The sequence below is a fragment of the Helicobacter cinaedi PAGU611 genome (genome assembly GCF_000284635.1).
Classification (GTDB): Bacteria; Campylobacterota; Campylobacteria; order Campylobacterales; family Helicobacteraceae; genus Helicobacter_C; species Helicobacter_C cinaedi.
In genome coordinates, this window is sequence record NC_017761.1 from 1,180,488 (window position 1) to 1,196,767 (window position 16,280).

Consider the following 16,280-nt stretch of genomic DNA (forward strand, 5'->3'; position numbering starts at 1 on the left):
GCTCAAAAATCTTTAAGGATTCTAATGGAATATGATGTTTTAGTCGTGGGTGGCGGACACGCTGGGCTAGAAGCAAGTATAGCAAGTGCGAAAATGGGTGCAAAAACACATCTGCTTACACTTTTAATTCAAAATATCGCCCTAGCAAGTTGTAATCCCGCAGTAGGTGGGCTTGGCAAAGGGCATTTAGTAAAAGAGATAGACGCATTAGGGGGAGTTATGGGGGAGATTACCGATAAATGCGGGATTCAATTTAGAATCTTAAACTCCTCCAAAGGTCCTGCTGTGCGTGGCACAAGAGCACAAATTGATATGGATAGATATAGCATTATCGCTAAAGACATAGCCCTAAACACCCCAAATCTCACGCTCTCACAAGAAAGCGTAGAATCCCTTATCTACGAGCAAGATTCACAAGGGCGATTTATCGCTAAAGGTGTGAAAACAAATATCGGCAAGACTTATTATGCAAAAGCGGTGATTCTTACCACAGGGACTTTTCTGCGTGGGCTAGTGCATATTGGGGAGAGCAAGATTCAAAATGGACGCTTTGGCGAGATGAGTCCGCAGAATCTTAGCACTTCCTTGCAGGAGCTAGACTTGTCTCTAGGGCGGCTTAAAACAGGGACTTGTGCTAGGATTGATTGGCGGAGTATTGATTTCTCACGCCTTGAAACGCATAGTGGTGATAGCAACCCTCCGCATTTTAGCCATAAAACAAAAGATTTTGCTCCCACACAACTGCCCTGCTTTGTAACCTACACAAATGAAAAAACGCATAATATTATCCGTAGCAACTTCCATCGCGCACCGCTTTTTACAGGGCAGATTGAGGGTGTGGGACCGCGATACTGCCCAAGTATTGAAGATAAAATCAACCGCTTTGCCGATAAAGAGCGACATCAGCTTTTCTTAGAGCCTCAAACACAAGAAGCGGTGGAATATTACATTAATGGACTTACAACTTCACTGCCTATTGATGTGCAAGAGGAGATGATTCATAGCATTGAAGGGCTAGAAAACGCCCATATTACGCGATATGGCTACGCCATAGAGTATGATTATGTAGAGCCAACCGAGCTTTACCACACACTAGAGACTAAAAAATGTGCGAATCTTTTCTTAGCCGGGCAGATTAATGGCACAACAGGCTATGAAGAAGCCGCCGCTCAAGGCATTATGGCTGGAATCAACGCTGCCCTTTCATTAAAGGGGGAATCTTTTAGCCTAGCACGAAATGAAGCCTATATAGGCGTGATGATTGATGATTTGGTAACAAAAGGCACAAAAGAGCCCTATCGTGTTTTTACCTCTCGTGCGGAGTATCGGCTGCTTTTGCGTGAGGATAATGCGTATTTGCGGCTTGTGCCTTATGCGTTTGCTTTGGGCTTAGTTACAAAAGAATATTATGAAAAAACTATGCAAGATAAAGAGCATATCACAAACACGATGAACTATTTACAGAATAATTACCTTACCCCATCGCAAATCTCACTTGATATGCTAAAATCGCTTAATCTCTCGCCCATTAGTGATAAAACTTTACTTATACATATTATCGGTCGCGAAGAGCTAGAACCTCATAGACTTAGGACTCTTCTAGCAAAATGTGGGGTAGAAAATGTAGAATCTATGAGCGAAAAGGCGATTGAACAAATATTCATAGAATCTAAATATTTTGACTATATCCAAAAGCAAAAAGAGCAAATTGGGCAGATGGAGCAAATGCTACAAGTGGAGATTCCACGGGATTTTGTATTTGATAAGATTCCCGGACTTAGCCTTGAAGTGATAGAAAAGCTCAAAAAATTCACACCAAAGAGCCTTTTTGAAGCAAGTGAGATTAGCGGTATCACTCCTGCAAGCATTGATGTCCTGCATTTGTATATCCATTTACATCATAAAAAATCAGCTTTGGTATAATCTTTGTAAGTCAAAAGGAGTGGCAAATGAAACATATTAACACGATTAAAAACTATGCGATGGTTGGCGGACTTGGGGTAATGGCTATTTTTGGGCTAAATGCGTGTGATTCAGGCAATAACAATAACAACCTTAACTCCACTTTGCAAAATACGCAGAAAAACGGGGCGTTTGTGATTATTGAAGAGCAGTTTGATGGGAGCTACAAGGTGCTTGAAGAGTATCCAAGCGAGCAAACACGCGTTATGCTTAAAGATAAAAATGGCGGAGAGCGAATGCTAAGTCAAGCTGAAATTGATGAGCTTATCAAACAAGAAGAAGGCAAGATTAATGCTGGGACAAGTGAGCTAACAAACCCAAATGGCGGGGGGCTGGGGCTTGGCGGGGCGATACTAGCGAGTGCGGCTGGGGCGATTCTAGGCAGCTATATTGGCAATAAGCTTTTTAATAATCCAAACTATCAAGCTAACCAACAACGCAACTACAAATCCCCACAAGCCTATGAAAGAAGTCAAAATAGCTTTAATAATAAAAATGCTACAAGCACAAGCGGCACAAAAAGCAATGCTGGAAAAAGTGGATTTTTTAGCGGCAATAATGCAGGGGCAAATACAAATAGAAGCACACAAAATTACGGCGGATAATCACGACACATAGAATCTTAAGGTGTGCAAAATCTATAAAATATGTAAAAACCCACACAAACACAACAAAAGGAATCAAATGACAATCACTACCCTTTCACTGCCTAGCATACAACAATTTGAATCTATGGGACTACAATGGCATACGGATTTGGATAATACCTCTTATATCAGCGATGAGCTTATCCATATCACAGAGCAGGAAGCAAATGTCTTTTATGAGGCGGGAAATACGCTATATGATATGTTTGTAGAAGCCGGAGAATATGTGATAGAAAATGATTTATTCTTTGAGCTTGACATTCCGCCAAGTCTAATTGATGCCATAAAGCAAAGCTGGGAGGAGGACATACATTGGCATTTATACGGACGCTTTGATCTCGCTGGGGGGCTTGAAGGCAGACCTATTAAGCTATTAGAATTTAATGCCGATACACCAACAATGCTTTATGAAACCGCCCTTTTACAATGGGCGTTACTCAAACACAATAAGCTAGATGAAAACAAGCAGTTTAATAATATTCACAACGCTTTGAGTGAAAATTTTAAGCGACTTATTACGCTTGATAAAAACACTTCTAGCTTTAACTCACTCTATGAGGGCTGGAAGATTCTCTTTTCCTGCATTACAGATTCTAGTGAAGATATTAGCACGACACGATTTTTAGAGTATATCGCTAGGGAATCTGGCTTTATATGCGACTTTGCCCCTATTGATAAGATAAATTTTTCTGCCACTGAAGGGGTTAGCTTTGAAGGGGTAAATTATGAATTTTTATTTAAACTCATTCCGTGGGAGAATATTGCCATTGATGAGCCTGAACTCGCCTTGCTTATGAGTGAAATGATGACAAATCACAATGCTATTTTTCTAAACCCTGCCTACACACTGCTTTTTCAAAGTAAAAGAATGCTAAAGATTTTATGGGATCTTTTTCCAAATCATCCACTATTACTCCCTGCGAGTTTTGAGCCACTGCCAAAAACAAAGCAAGTGCATAAAAGGGCATTTGGCAGAGAGGGGGCAAATATTGAGATTATAGATTCACAAGGCAGGATTTTAGAATCTAAAGAAGGCATATATACTCATCACAAAAGCGTGTATCAAGCCTACTATGAGCTAAACTCACATAAAGATGCCTACTATCAACCTAATGTGTTTTTTGCCTATGAATCTTGTGGGCTTGGATTCCGCAAGGGCGGGAATATTATAGATAATTTTTCAAAATTTGTAAGCCACTGTATAAAATAGAATCTATACTAGAAAACCAGAATCTATAATTACGCCCAAACCCCATAGCCCACCCAAAATGGGCTTTGCAAAAGACAAGATTCTAGAATCTTTACAAAATCTTAAGGCTGCAAAATATCAAGATTCTTATCGTAGTCTTGTGTCTGCACATTTAAGATATGCAAAAGTGTGTGAAACACATAATCTTGACTAAAATCCTGCTCCACCCTTTGACGCACCAAATGTGGAATCTCCCCCCACGATTGACTAAACCACATAATTGAGGGGATATGCTTTTGATATTTTGGAGCTAGAGTATAGCCAAGTCCGCCGTGCATATACAGCCCAAGCTCCCCCAAACTCTCTCCGTGATCGCTCACATACCACAGCATAGAACGCATAGGGCTAGAATCTTTGCTTGTAGAATCCTTTTGAAGCATACCTATCATTTGAGCTAAAACCCAATCTGTGTAAAGCAATGAATTATCATAAGCATTGCTTATCTCTTCAGTCGTGCATTTTGATAACTCCTTTTGCTCACACACAGGAGTAAAACGCTCAAACTCCTTTGGGTAACGGCTCGTATATGAAGCCCCGTGGCTACCATAGCCGTGAATGACAATAAATGTGTTGCGATTATTTTGCTTTGCTTTTTCTACAATCTTAGCAATGTCTTTTAGCATTACACCATCAAGACTATCTGTGGAGTAAAAAAGCGTGTTGCGGATATTCCTATCACAGCCTCCCACACATTTACCACCATTATTTCCCAAATACCACACATCATATCCTACACTTTGGGCAATATCAAGGATATTATTGACATACAATGAAAGGTTTCTGTGCGTATAAGTCTCTCTCGTATAATGTGTCAGCATACAAGGCACAGCAATAGCTGTAATCACACCGCAAGAATAAAATTCCCTAAAACTTATGACATTGAATGCTTTTGTATAGGGATTTGTCTCTTTTTTATAGCCATTGAGTGAAAAATTTGCACTCCTTGCACTCTCACCAATCATAAACAACACAATTTGCTTTGGAGAATCCACACTCAACACCGCATCTTTAGCCACGAGCATAGGGGTAAAATTTTTCTCTTTTGAATGCTGGATATACCGCACAAAGGAGCGGATAGGGGCAATGGGATTTGGCATATCCCTAAGCGTTTTTTGCGTTTTAAACACAAAGGTAATGTCTTTTCCCGTAGCTGCGTAGCTTCCGCTAATCATAATGGCTAAAACCGCTACAAAGAAAAGTTTCTCTCGCAATGCTTTTTTCAGGCTAAAACGCTTTATTTTTATCAACAATACAAGCACACTTGGCACAACACCAAAAAGCAAAACATACACGATAAACCCAAAACTTACCATATCCAAAGCTTCGTTAGTATGTGTCTCAAACACACTTTGGATAATGTCCTCATCAAGCACCACACCTAAAGATTCCATATAGAATCCACACACACTACACAAAAGCAATACAAAAATTACGACATATTTAACACTCAATCTTAAGCTTAGAATCTCAAATGCCAAAGCCAAGATAGCTATATGCACGATATATTTTACCCATACAAGATAGCTAAATCCAACTTGTAAAGCAACATCATCAAATGTCTTATGAAAAGAATGATTAAGACACACGACAATATAAGCACTCACAATAAGAATAAGCCAATGATAGCTAATGGAATAAGAAAAGATTGTTTTGAAAAATTTAAGCATTTATGTATTTTAAAGTCCTAAGCCCTGCAAATGCAGAGCTTAGATTCTTGATTTACGAAGTTAAGATTCTTAGAGAAGTGAATCTATTTTTTGGCGGATAACATCTTCTGGCTGAACACCTGTGATTTGATCAACAATCTCGCCATTTTTCATAAACAGCATTGTGGGGATATTGCGGATTCCAAATCGCCTTGAAAGCTCACCCTCATTATCCACATTCACCTTGCAAATCTTTGCCTTGCCACTATAATCTTCTGCAAGTTTATCAATCACAGGGGATAGCATTTTGCAAGGATTGCACCAAGGCGCCCAAAAATCAACCAACGCTACGCTATTTGCGATCTCCGCATCAAAATTATCATTACTTAGCTCTATATACTTAGCCATAACAAACTCCTTCTTAAGGTTGTTTAAAATTATTTTAACCATGCATTGCAAGTTTAAAATCCGCCCATTATACATTGCTTTTTTCAACAAAAAATATCTTTTGTAATATTTTCACAATCTTTGTTTGTGATTTTTAAGACAGCAACCTACCCTTAGTTCTTACTTTGCCATTTTACAAAGCCTACTTTTTCACACTATCACTTTTTGTAACTTTTATTTAAAAATGTTTTACTTTTTCTCACAAGCCACAATTTTATCTTAAGAAAATCCCAAAAATAAGATAATATTCCAAACATCTCTCAGTTTTCAAACAACAATCAACAAAAGGAGTATCCACAATGAAAATACAAGATGCAAATGGAGGGCTATTCAAACAAGCTTCCAAACGACTAGATGAGTTAGCCAAGCTCCCCGCACATAATGCAGATAAAGACTTAATGCAGGAGTTAGAATCTAGAGGCTTTTCTCGCCGTGATTTTATGAAATGGTCAGGCATGATGACAGCTACACTTGCCCTGCCTGCGAGCTTTGCCCCACTCACTGCTAAAGCGGCTGAAGTGGCTAATCGCCTACCTGTTGTATGGCTACATATGGCAGAATGCACCGGTTGTAGTGAAAGTTTATTGCGAAGCGATGCGCCAAGTATAGATTCGCTTATCTTTGATTACATTAGCCTTGAATACCACGAAACCGTTATGGCAGCAGCTGGTTGGCAAGCAGAACAAAATCTTCATCACGCCATTGAAAAATATGCTGGAGAGTATATCCTTATGGTAGAAGGTGGGATTCCAAAAGGAAGCAGTGAGTTTTATCTCACTATCGGCGGACACGCACGCACAGGAGCAGAGGAAGCAAGAATAGCGGCAAAAAATGCAAAAGCCATTTTTGCCATTGGCACTTGCTCTAGTTTTGGTGGGATTCAAGCCGCTCACCCAAACCCCACAAATGCCGTGCCACTTAGTGAAATCACAAGTCGCAATGTGATAAATGTGCCGGGCTGTCCGCCGAGTGAAAAAAACATTGTCGGCAATGTCTTGCACTATATCCTTTTTGGCTCACTTCCTACACTTGATGCTTACAATCGCCCAACTTGGGCTTATGGACTTAGAATCCACGATTTATGTGAAAGACGCGGGAGATTTGACGCTGGGCAGTTTGTAGAGCATTTTGGCGATGAAAACGCACAAAAAGGCTACTGCCTTTACAAAGTAGGCTGCAAAGGACCTTATACATTTAACAACTGCTCAAAACTAAGATTTAACCAACACACAAGTTGGCCTATTCAAGCGGGACACGGCTGTATTGGCTGCAGTGAGCCACATTTCTGGGATACAATGAATCCATTTGAAGAGCCTATTGGTAATAAGCTTTATGCCACAAGCTTTAATGGACTAGGAGCGGATAAAACAGCAGATACAATAGGAGCTGTCGTGCTTGGAGCAACCGCCATTGGAATCGCCGCTCACGCGATTATTAGCTCAACACAGAATGCAAAATAAGGAGTAGAAAATGACAAAGCGTATTATTGTAGATCCTATCACAAGAATTGAAGGACATTTGCGTATTGAGGTGATTGTTGATGAAAACAATGTGATTCAAGATGCGTTTTCTAGCTCAACACTTTGGCGTGGGCTAGAAACAATCGTAAAAAACCGCGACCCACGCGATGCAGGATTCTTGGTGCAGAGAATCTGTGGTGTTTGTACCTACTCGCATTACAAAGCTGGGATTGTAGCGGTTGAAGATGCGTTGGGGATTAAACCTCCGCTCAATGCCATTCTCACACGCACACTAATGAATATCTCACTCTTTTTGCACGACCACGCGGTGCATTTTTACACACTGCACGGGCTTGATTGGTGCGATATTACCTCAGCTTTGCAGGCTGATTGTGCCAAGGCGGCTAAACTTGCATTTAAATACACTAAAAATCCGTTATGTGCGGGAGAAGCGGACTTAAAAGTCGTGCAAGAAAAAGTGAGTGCCTTTGTCAAACAAGGTGCGTTAGGACCATTTGCAAACGCATATTGGGGACATAAGACTTATAGATTTTCGCCTGAACAAAATCTCATTGTGCTTTCACATTATCTTAAACTCCTTGAAGTCCAACGCGTCATCGCTCAAATGATGGCGATTTTTGGTGCGAAAAATCCCCACCCGCAAAGTCTAACCGTTGGTGGTGTAACTTCTGTTATGGACATTTTAGATCCCAGCCGTTTGGGCGAGTGGCTCACTAAACATTTAGAGGTGGTAGATTTTGTTAATCGTGCGTATTGGGCGGATATTATTATGGCAGCAGAAGCTTATAAAAATGAAGATTCTGTACTAAAAGGCTGTGGGGTTAAAAACTTCATTAGCTTCCAAGAAATGCAGGTGGGAGCTGAAGAGTGGCTTTTCAGCAGTGGGATTGTCAAAAATGGCGATTTAAGCAAAGTTTATCCTATTGATGAAAGCAAGATCACAGAAGAGGCTACGCACTCGTGGTATGAAGATAATGAGCCGCTCCACCCCTATGATGGTAAGACAAATCCACATTATACAGGCTTTAGAGATGCTCAAACTATTGGAGCTGATGGTAAGCTTGTGGATTCTAAAATCCTTGATGAGAGTGGTAAATACTCGTGGATTAAATCACCACGCTATGATGGAGAGCCTATGGAAGTAGGACCTTTAGCGAGTGTTGTGGTGGGATACGCAAGTGGCAACAAGGCGATTGTAGATGTTGTGAATGAATTTTTACAAGCCACAGGATTGCCAAAAGAGGCGTTATTTAGCACACTTGGCAGAACTGCTGCTAGAGCTATTGAATGCAAAGTTGTCGCAGATCACGGCATTAAGGCATTTAACGCACTTAAAGATAATATCGCAAAGGGCGATAAAAGCACTTGTGCACCTTATAGCATAGATAAAAATAAGGAATATAAGGGACGATTTATCGGTAATGTGCCACGCGGAATGCTAAGCCATTGGGTAAGAATCAAAAATGGCGTGATTGAAAACTATCAAGCCGTTGTGCCATCCACTTGGAATGCCGGACCACGCGATGCTAAGGGACAAAAAGGACCTTATGAGATGAGTCTTATTGGCACACAGGTTAAAGACATTACCCAGCCACTTGAAATTATCCGCCATATCCATTCATTTGATCCTTGTATCGCTTGTGCGGTGCATTTAATGGATACGCAAGGTAATGAGCTTAGCCTTTACAAAGTAGAGCCATCATTTGCCAGACTCCACTAGAGGATAAAAGGAGAAAATATGAAGAAGGTTGAAATGTTTAAAAAAGAACTCCATATGCACGAGGAGTTTTCAGGGCTTACACGAATCTTCCATTGGATTAGAGCATTGTGTATTTTTACACTTATTGCCACGGGATTCTACATCGCCTATCCTTTTATCAGCTCAAACCCAGAAATGACACAAGCCACCTTGCAAGGTGTCATACAAGGGCAGATTGTTACAGAGCAGCAAGTGGGTGCGGTGAGTAATTCCTACCTTCAAGCCTATATCCGGAGTGTGCATTTGATTATGGGCTTTGTGTTGATTGGTATTTCATTTTTTAGAGTCTATCTTTTTATTTTTGATAAAAAATCTTTACCAGAAAGAGTATCGTTTGCTCAAGTTAAACAACCAAAAGTATGGCTAGATACCATTAGGGCGTATTTGTTTATAGGCTCTCACCCACACATTGATGGTGCATACAATCCATTGCAATTTACCACTTATCTTTGCCTTGGCATACTTGTTTTACTGATTTCACTCACAGGTGTTGTGCTGTATTACAATGTCTATAATGATGGCTTAGGAGCGATTTTAGAATCTTGCTTCAAATGGGTGGAGGTGCTTTTTGGTGGGCTATCAAATGTGCGTGATTTGCACCATATGCTTACTTGGGCATTTGTGATTTTTATCCCTGTGCATATTTATCTTGCTGTGTGGAATTCTGTCAAATACCCAAATGGCGGTGTAGATGCGATTGTGAGCGGTATGCGTTATACTGATGATGTGAAAGTCTAGAACAGAATGAAGATTCTTGTCCTTGGCATTGGCAATATTCTTTTTGGTGATGAGGGCATTGGGGTGCATTTATCCAATCTCTTAAAGCTCAATTACCGCTTCAGCGGCGAAAATGAAGTGGATTTTGTAGATGGTGGCACACTTGCTTCTATGCTTATCCCCCTTATCACTTCTTATGATAAAGTCCTTATCCTTGATTGCGTGAGTGTGAAGGACGCTCAAATAGGCGAAGTGTATTATTTTGATTTTGATAATGTCCCGCACATCATCACTTGGGCGGGGAGTGCTCACGAAGTAGAAATGCTCCAAACACTAAGAATGACAGCTATTTATGGCGATTTACCCCCGGTTAAAATCATCGGTATTATCCCAGAAGTTATCGGCGAAGACACAGCTTTCACTCTTTCATCAGCAGTCAAAAATGGCGCAAAAACAATGGAGCAACTCGCCCTAGACTTTTTAGCAGAAAATGGCATAACCGCCCACAAAAAAGATGATAGGGATTTACAAGAGGTTGCCAATGGCTCATTTAGAGGCTATGAATGATTTATGATTTTAGATTCTTAAATACAAGTGAAGATGCGGATTTTTTTCTCTATCTCCTTGCTTCACAAGCTAACAACCTAAACCTAGAAGCGTTTTTCTACACACAAGATTCACATACGCATTGCATTATCCCAGACTTATCAGCCATTATAGAATCTTATCTACAAAGCCAAGCCACACAGAATCATCAAACCCCACAAACTAGCCAAGATTCTATACAATCAGCACCTACGCACACAGCCCAAACCAACATATTACCCCACACTTTCACACTTTATCGCAACTCACAAAATATTGTAGATTCTCAAAAAATCTTAGACTTTGCTAATGACATCTCACTCACTCTGCCGCTTTCACTTTATTTTACCTTTAAAGAGATTACACCCATTAGCCCAAATCAAGCCTTTTTTAAAAAGCTCTCCTTGCAAGAATCTAACCACGCTAAAGAATCTAATGAATCTAGCCACACCCATGAAAATCTAACGCAGATTCTCTCCCTTGCTTTGCTTGAGCTACTCCCCTGCCCTACGCTTTTTAGCTCTAGTCAAATCATTGCTCTTTTTAACACACCCAAAACCTACTACTACACGCCCCTGCAAACAAGCCAGATTCTAAACCCCAAAAGTGATGCCTTTGCTTTTCTTAATCCTCCGCTTTCTATTACCCACAAACCCCTTGCTTCACAGGATAGGGTATATTTTTTACAGATTCTCCACGCCCTAAAGGACAATCAGCAAGTCCCTCTCCACACCCAACGCGGCATTGTCTCACTCTCTCTTACTCCAACGCCAAACACCCACACAACCCTTACTTGTGATATTGCCTCGCTTAAAACCTACTTCCGCATACATAAGGCACAAATTGATGTTCTTGCAAGTTTTGAAAAACCCCTAACCCACCTTGTGCCAAAGGAAGTTTTTGAAAAGCATTTTCCGCTTAATGCCACGGGGCTAGTTAAAGTTGGGTTGCCTTATGATATGCCTTTAGCTATTATCGGGGCTTTACTCTTGCAAGATGATATAGGTTATTTTTTTCTATCTACGCCTAGTCAAGATTCTAAGCCACCCTTTGACTTTTGCCACTCTCCAGCCCCAAAGGAGCAGATTCTTACCATCTCACAGAGCGGGATCTTTATTGATAATCGCATTGCCACATCACATACGCTCACTTCTCTTGTACAGGAGCATATCACAGATTTAACCCAAAGGCATTTAGTCATCTACCTTAGCACAAGGCATAAAAGTGCCTTCCTTGTGTATGAAGATACGCCAAAAGTCCTGCTTGACATTCATTTTGAAAGCAACCCAAAGCTTATTTTACAAAACATCGCCACTTCTTACAAAAGCGGAGATAATCTCATCAAAAACTTCACTTCACGCTTTCCACATCTTATAGAATCTATAAACGCCCTGCCGGATTTAGAGCAGCCAACTAGCAATCTTATTGACATCTTTGATAGTGCGGCTTTTACTCTAGGCTTTAGCACAAATGGAGCGAGTGATAAAAATGCCCTTTTCTATCGTGCGTATCGTTTCGTGCGTGAGCGGGGACCTCGCATTGATTATACGCTTTTGCGGGAAGATAACGCACTTAGCCTTGATTATCATCGCATTATCCGCTCAAGCATTAGCTTTAAATGTGCAGATATGGAAGATGAGATTTTAAGCTATGGAATACTAGATTCTCTAAGCGAATTTATCGCCACGCTTGTGCGGGATACAAAAACAAACCTACAGATTAAAAAAGTATTGCTACTTGGGGATATGCTAAGTAATAACATTTTCCTTGATAGAATCTTAGGCTATTTGCCAAAAGATATTCATCTTATTTTGCCAAAAGATGGCTTACTTGATTACTAGCAAGTTACTCAAAAAAGCTATAATCCACAGCATTTCACACCTACAACTTTTCACAACAAGGAGAATCCTATGAGAAAATCCATAAAACTTCAACCTTTTGCCATAGCGTCATTAAGCCTTGGGTTACTTTTTTTTACCGCGTGCAGTGATGATAGCACAACTCTAGCCACAAATGAATGCCCTAGCCACGCTCTATGTATTTACAAAAACATCTCCTTTTCTCAACCCATTATTCCTGATGTATATAAGGCGAGTATCCGCATTACCGAAAGCGATAGTTTGCGTAAAGGTGGCGAGATAGAATCTAGTGCTAAAAAAGAAATCGCCAACACCCTTAATGATATTTTGAATCTCAATAAAGAAAGGGGCTTGTGTGAAGGGGGTAACTATGACTTGCGTCCAAATATCCAATATAAAGATGGAGCGGCACGAGACACTGTTGGCTATACGCTAAGCTTTAGCTTAGAATGCGATGTCCCAAGTGAGCAAAAAAAAGATTATGATAATTTTATCGTCTCGGTTGATAAAAAAATCAACAAAAACAAATTCCTAAGCTTTCTTGCACCAAATGTTACTATAATCGCCACGCCTGAAGCGTGGCAAAACGCGCAAGACAAGGCTTTTGCTGGAGCGTTGAATCTTGCTAAAGAAAGTCAAAAAGAGCTAAGTGAGATTCTAGATAAAAAATGCGTCTTAGCAGGAGCTGATGGCGTGAATAACGCTATCGCACCGCGTGAGTTTGCAAAACTTAGCAATATGAGTGCATCAGCAGACATCAGTTGGGAGCTTCCCGCACCAAAGGAACAGGAAGTGAGTGCTAAGATTCAAGTTAAATATATTTGTAAGTAAAGGATTTCTATGCAAAGCACACTTGATACCACACTAATCCACGGCGGGCTTACCACAGACCCACGCACAGGAGCGGTAAATACGCCTATTTTCCAAACCTCCACTTACGCTCAAGATGAGCTAGGCAAACACAAAGGCTATGAATACTCTCGCACCAAAAACCCCACAAGAGATGGGATTGAAAGCCTTATTGCCGAATGTGAGAGTGGGAAGTATGGCTTTGCCTTTGCCTCTGGTATGGCAGCACTTGGCACGATTTTAAGCCTATTTAAAAGCGGAGATTCTATCATCATCTCACAAAATGTCTATGGCGGCACTTTTAGAATCTTAGATAAAGTCTTTAAAAACTTTAATATCACTTATAAAATCGTAGATACAAGGGACTTAGACACGCTAGATTCTGCCCTAACCACTGAAGTCAAAGCTGTGTTAATTGAAAGCCCTGCAAACCCACTTCTAAGCGTTACGCCTTTAGCAAAAGTCGCTGAAATTTGCAAGAAAAAAGGTGTGCTAAGTATCGTGGATAATACCTTTATGACGCCCTATCTCCAGCAGCCCTTAAGGCTAGGCATTGACATTGTGGTGCATTCTGCGACAAAGTATCTTGGCGGACATAGCGACCTTGTAGCCGGGCTTGTGGTGGTAGATGATGAGAATCTAGCTGAACGCATAGGCTTTTTGCAAAATAGCATTGGCGGTGTGCTTGCGCCATTTGATAGCTTTTTGCTTATCCGCGGTATGAAAACACTAGGCTTACGAATGCAGCGACATTGTGAAAATGCCTTGTTTCTAGCAGAATCTTTAAGTGAGCATAAAGCGGTGGCAAAAGTGTATTATCCGGGGCTAAAAAGCGATAGCGAATATGAAGTGCAAAGCTCTCAAGCGCGTGGTGGCGGAGGAATGCTAAGCTTTATATTAAAGCCAGAATATGATTATAGAATCTTTTTTAAATCCGCGCGTATCATCGTTTTAGCGGAAAGCTTGGGAGGCGTGGAGAGTTTGCTCTGCCACCCTGCGAGTATGACTCACGCCTCTATTCCTAAAGATTTGCGTGAATCTATGGGGATAGCTGAAAATCTTATCCGCCTATCTGTTGGCATTGAATATAGCAAAGACTTGCTTGAAGATATAAATCAAGCGATTGAAAAAAGTTGCGTGTAATATATAGCCTTGCTATTAAGATTCTAGTCGCCTATGCTTTTATATCAAACGACACTTATTTAAATTCTCAAAGGAAGCTATTTGTCGTAAATCATTTATTTTAGATTCTATATCTTTAAATTTAGAATCTAACTCGCTCTTGCACTTTATGCTTAAATTGATAAAGCTAGATTCTTTTTCAATACCTACAAACTGCCTACCTAAAAGATTTGCGGCAATGCCTGTAGTGCTAGAGCCTGAAAATGGATCACAAATTATAGAATCTTCATTGCTTGCCATTAAAAGCAATCGCACCAAAAGGGCTAAAGGCTTTTGTGTGGGGTGTTTGCCAAAGGTTTTTTCCCAAGAGGCAATAGCTGGGAAGCTCCACACATCACGCATTTGTTTATCATTGTTTAGCTTTTTTAGAATCTCGTAGTTAAAAATATGCTTATGCTTATGGCTTTTTCTAGCCTAGATGATTTGCTCGGTAGAATGTGTGAGATAGCGACAGCTAAAGTTTGGTGGGGGATTAGTTTTCTGCCAAGTGATGATATTTAAAATCTTAAAATCAAGCTTTTGCAATGCCCTGCCAAGCGAAAAAATATTATGATAAGTCCCACTTATCATAATACTACCTGTGGGCTTTAGGGCTATTTTTGCATTGCTTATCCACTCCATATTAAACCTATCAATTTCATCAATATTTTCGCCCCTGTCCCATTCGCCTTTATTCACACTTACAATCTTGCCGCTTTGGATACTTAAACCATCATTTGAGAGAAAGTAAGGCGGATCAGCAAAAATCACATCAAAACTCTCTTTCATCTGTGGTAAAAGGGCATTACAATCGCCTTGATAAAGGCTAAATGTAGAATCTAAGCTTGTAAAAGTGGGGGTTAATGTGTGAAATTTAGCGGTCATTTTGTGCCTTTTTAATAAAATCTTTTACATTATTGAGATTATACATCTCTACGCTTTTATAGGCTTCTTGCAATTTATTTTTGCTGCTGTGCCAACCTTGCCCATCGGTAATCCATATAAAATTTTTATCGGCAAACCCATCAAATTTTGGGGCTAATTCTTGATATGCTCTAGCTGTTTCGTTAAGCTTACTCCCGCCACTCGTATAGAAATTACACTCAATAAAATAGCTTATATTTTTCCCAAAAATCACAAAGTCAAATCGCTTTTTATCATCTCCAAAGTTTCTCTGCAAATCGCTAAACTCTGCAATATTTACTTCTTTTTTAAAGTGTAAATTAGCCTTTGCAAAAAGATCTCTTAAATAAGATTCCATAAAAGCACCGCCACGATTTTTCCTTGCATTACTATCTAAACCCACTTCAATACCAAAGACAAAGTCATTTAAATCTTTAATCTTTCTATCACTAAAGATAGAATCTAGCCCACTCTCACAGATAAATTCTAAATCCCTTTAGGACTTTGTAAATACGCATTGATAGGTGTTTCATTGCCATTAGAATCTAGCACCAACTCTTTCTCATTGCGAATCGCTAAAATCAAGGGCAAAACATCAAAAGCCTTAGCATACTCATTAAAAAGCAAAGTAATCTTATCTTGCAAACTATCCTTTGGCACACCCAACAAAAGATTTAAATGATTAAGGCTAATACTTAATTTATCTTTATTTGCTAGACACTTCTGCCAATCTACAAAAAAAGCCCAAATCTCTATTTGTCACCCTAAGAGTGCTTAGAAAAATCTCAAATGCTAATGTATTTTTCATATTGATTCCTTATGCATTATGTTTAGATTTACTACCCTAAACATTCTTTTGAAAATAAAATCCACTTCTTCCTTAAACTGCAAAGGTTACTATTTATATTATTAAAAATCCTTTTGTGCCTACAATCTTTAAATGCCAAATTCTATCTTTTTTATTTTAATTTTTATCTATTTTATGGAAAATAACAAAAATTAGAAGTAGAAAAAA

12 protein-coding genes and 2 pseudogenes are annotated in these 16,280 nt (G+C 39.8%); 10 read left to right on the forward strand and 4 right to left on the reverse strand.

What is annotated here, in order from left to right; translation table 11 throughout:
• The first annotated feature begins 18 nt into the window (after positions 1-18).
• From mnmG to HCN_RS05900, 3 genes are all read left to right on the forward strand, one after another.
• Positions 19-1,923 carry a tRNA uridine-5-carboxymethylaminomethyl(34) synthesis enzyme MnmG gene (mnmG, locus tag HCN_RS05890; protein ID WP_173363061.1) on the forward strand — a complete coding sequence of 635 codons (1,905 nt, stop codon included), beginning with the start codon at positions 19-21 and terminating at the stop codon, positions 1,921-1,923.
• Between the two features lie 26 nt (positions 1,924-1,949).
• The gene (locus HCN_RS05895) at positions 1,950-2,567 is read left to right on the forward strand and encodes a UPF0323 family lipoprotein (protein WP_002956447.1); all 618 of its coding nucleotides are present in this window, start codon (positions 1,950-1,952) and stop codon (positions 2,565-2,567) included.
• A 79-nt stretch (positions 2,568-2,646) separates the two neighbouring features.
• Complete coding sequence (locus HCN_RS05900; protein ID WP_014666858.1) at positions 2,647-3,819, forward strand: glutathionylspermidine synthase family protein; 1,173 nt, start codon at positions 2,647-2,649, stop codon at positions 3,817-3,819.
• Between the two features lie 101 nt (positions 3,820-3,920).
• On the opposite strand, the gene HCN_RS05905 is transcribed toward HCN_RS05900, so the two are convergent.
• Entirely contained in the window at positions 3,921-5,525 is a 1,605-nt protein-coding gene (locus HCN_RS05905; protein WP_014667575.1) for a phosphoethanolamine transferase, read from the reverse strand.
• Between the two features lie 69 nt (positions 5,526-5,594).
• Entirely contained in the window at positions 5,595-5,912 is a 318-nt protein-coding gene (gene trxA / locus HCN_RS05910) for a thioredoxin (RefSeq protein WP_002956444.1), read from the reverse strand.
• 338 nt (positions 5,913-6,250) lie between these two features.
• Between trxA and HCN_RS05915 the strand changes: the two genes are divergently transcribed.
• From HCN_RS05915 to HCN_RS05945, 7 genes are all read left to right on the forward strand, one after another.
• Positions 6,251-7,411, forward strand: a complete 1,161-nt coding sequence (locus HCN_RS05915) for a hydrogenase small subunit (protein ID WP_014666859.1) — start codon at positions 6,251-6,253, stop codon at positions 7,409-7,411.
• 10 nt (positions 7,412-7,421) lie between these two features.
• Positions 7,422-9,152, forward strand: coding sequence for a nickel-dependent hydrogenase large subunit (locus HCN_RS05920; protein WP_002956442.1), 1,731 nt, complete (start codon positions 7,422-7,424; stop codon positions 9,150-9,152).
• An 18-nt stretch (positions 9,153-9,170) separates the two neighbouring features.
• Complete coding sequence (gene cybH, locus HCN_RS05925) at positions 9,171-9,929, forward strand: Ni/Fe-hydrogenase, b-type cytochrome subunit (protein WP_014666860.1); 759 nt, start codon at positions 9,171-9,173, stop codon at positions 9,927-9,929.
• A gap of 6 nt (positions 9,930-9,935) precedes the next feature.
• Positions 9,936-10,475 carry a HyaD/HybD family hydrogenase maturation endopeptidase gene (locus HCN_RS05930; RefSeq protein ID WP_002956440.1) on the forward strand — a complete coding sequence of 180 codons (540 nt, stop codon included), beginning with the start codon at positions 9,936-9,938 and terminating at the stop codon, positions 10,473-10,475.
• Positions 10,472-12,334, forward strand: a complete 1,863-nt coding sequence (locus HCN_RS05935; protein WP_014666861.1) for a hypothetical protein — start codon at positions 10,472-10,474, stop codon at positions 12,332-12,334. The genes HCN_RS05930 and HCN_RS05935 overlap by 4 nt, the downstream gene beginning before the upstream one ends.
• Positions 12,335-12,403: 69 nt before the next feature.
• Entirely contained in the window at positions 12,404-13,183 is a 780-nt protein-coding gene (locus HCN_RS05940) for an SIMPL domain-containing protein (protein WP_014666862.1), read from the forward strand.
• A 9-nt stretch (positions 13,184-13,192) separates the two neighbouring features.
• Positions 13,193-14,344: a trans-sulfuration enzyme family protein gene (locus HCN_RS05945; protein ID WP_014666863.1), complete on the forward strand. Its 1,152-nt coding sequence runs from the start codon at positions 13,193-13,195 to the stop codon at positions 14,342-14,344.
• Between the two features lie 39 nt (positions 14,345-14,383).
• Here the strand turns inward: HCN_RS05945 and HCN_RS05950 are convergent.
• Positions 14,384-15,247: pseudogene (locus tag HCN_RS05950) on the reverse strand (DNA-methyltransferase).
• Positions 15,237-16,073 (reverse strand): annotated as a pseudogene (locus HCN_RS11945) (type II restriction endonuclease). The pseudogenes HCN_RS05950 and HCN_RS11945 overlap by 11 nt, the downstream one beginning before the upstream one ends.
• Positions 16,074-16,280: the final 207 nt, after the last annotated feature.

Excerpts from the sequence above, each read along its gene's own strand:
- HCN_RS05900 (WP_014666858.1), top strand. The coding sequence starts at position 2,647 with ATGACAATCACTACCCTTTCACTGCCTAGCATACAACAATTTGAATCT.
- HCN_RS05945 (WP_014666863.1), top strand. The coding sequence starts at position 13,193 with ATGCAAAGCACACTTGATACCACACTAATCCACGGCGGGCTTACCACA.
- cybH (WP_014666860.1), top strand. The coding sequence starts at position 9,171 with ATGAAGAAGGTTGAAATGTTTAAAAAAGAACTCCATATGCACGAGGAG.
- HCN_RS05935 (WP_014666861.1), top strand. The coding sequence starts at position 10,472 with ATGATTTATGATTTTAGATTCTTAAATACAAGTGAAGATGCGGATTTT.
- HCN_RS05930 (WP_002956440.1), top strand. The coding sequence starts at position 9,936 with ATGAAGATTCTTGTCCTTGGCATTGGCAATATTCTTTTTGGTGATGAG.
- HCN_RS05920 (WP_002956442.1), top strand. The coding sequence starts at position 7,422 with ATGACAAAGCGTATTATTGTAGATCCTATCACAAGAATTGAAGGACAT.
- HCN_RS05895 (WP_002956447.1), top strand. The coding sequence starts at position 1,950 with ATGAAACATATTAACACGATTAAAAACTATGCGATGGTTGGCGGACTT.
- trxA (WP_002956444.1), bottom strand. The coding sequence starts at position 5,912 with ATGGCTAAGTATATAGAGCTAAGTAATGATAATTTTGATGCGGAGATC.
- HCN_RS05940 (WP_014666862.1), top strand. The coding sequence starts at position 12,404 with ATGAGAAAATCCATAAAACTTCAACCTTTTGCCATAGCGTCATTAAGC.
- HCN_RS05915 (WP_014666859.1), top strand. The coding sequence starts at position 6,251 with ATGAAAATACAAGATGCAAATGGAGGGCTATTCAAACAAGCTTCCAAA.
- HCN_RS05905 (WP_014667575.1), bottom strand. The coding sequence starts at position 5,525 with ATGCTTAAATTTTTCAAAACAATCTTTTCTTATTCCATTAGCTATCAT.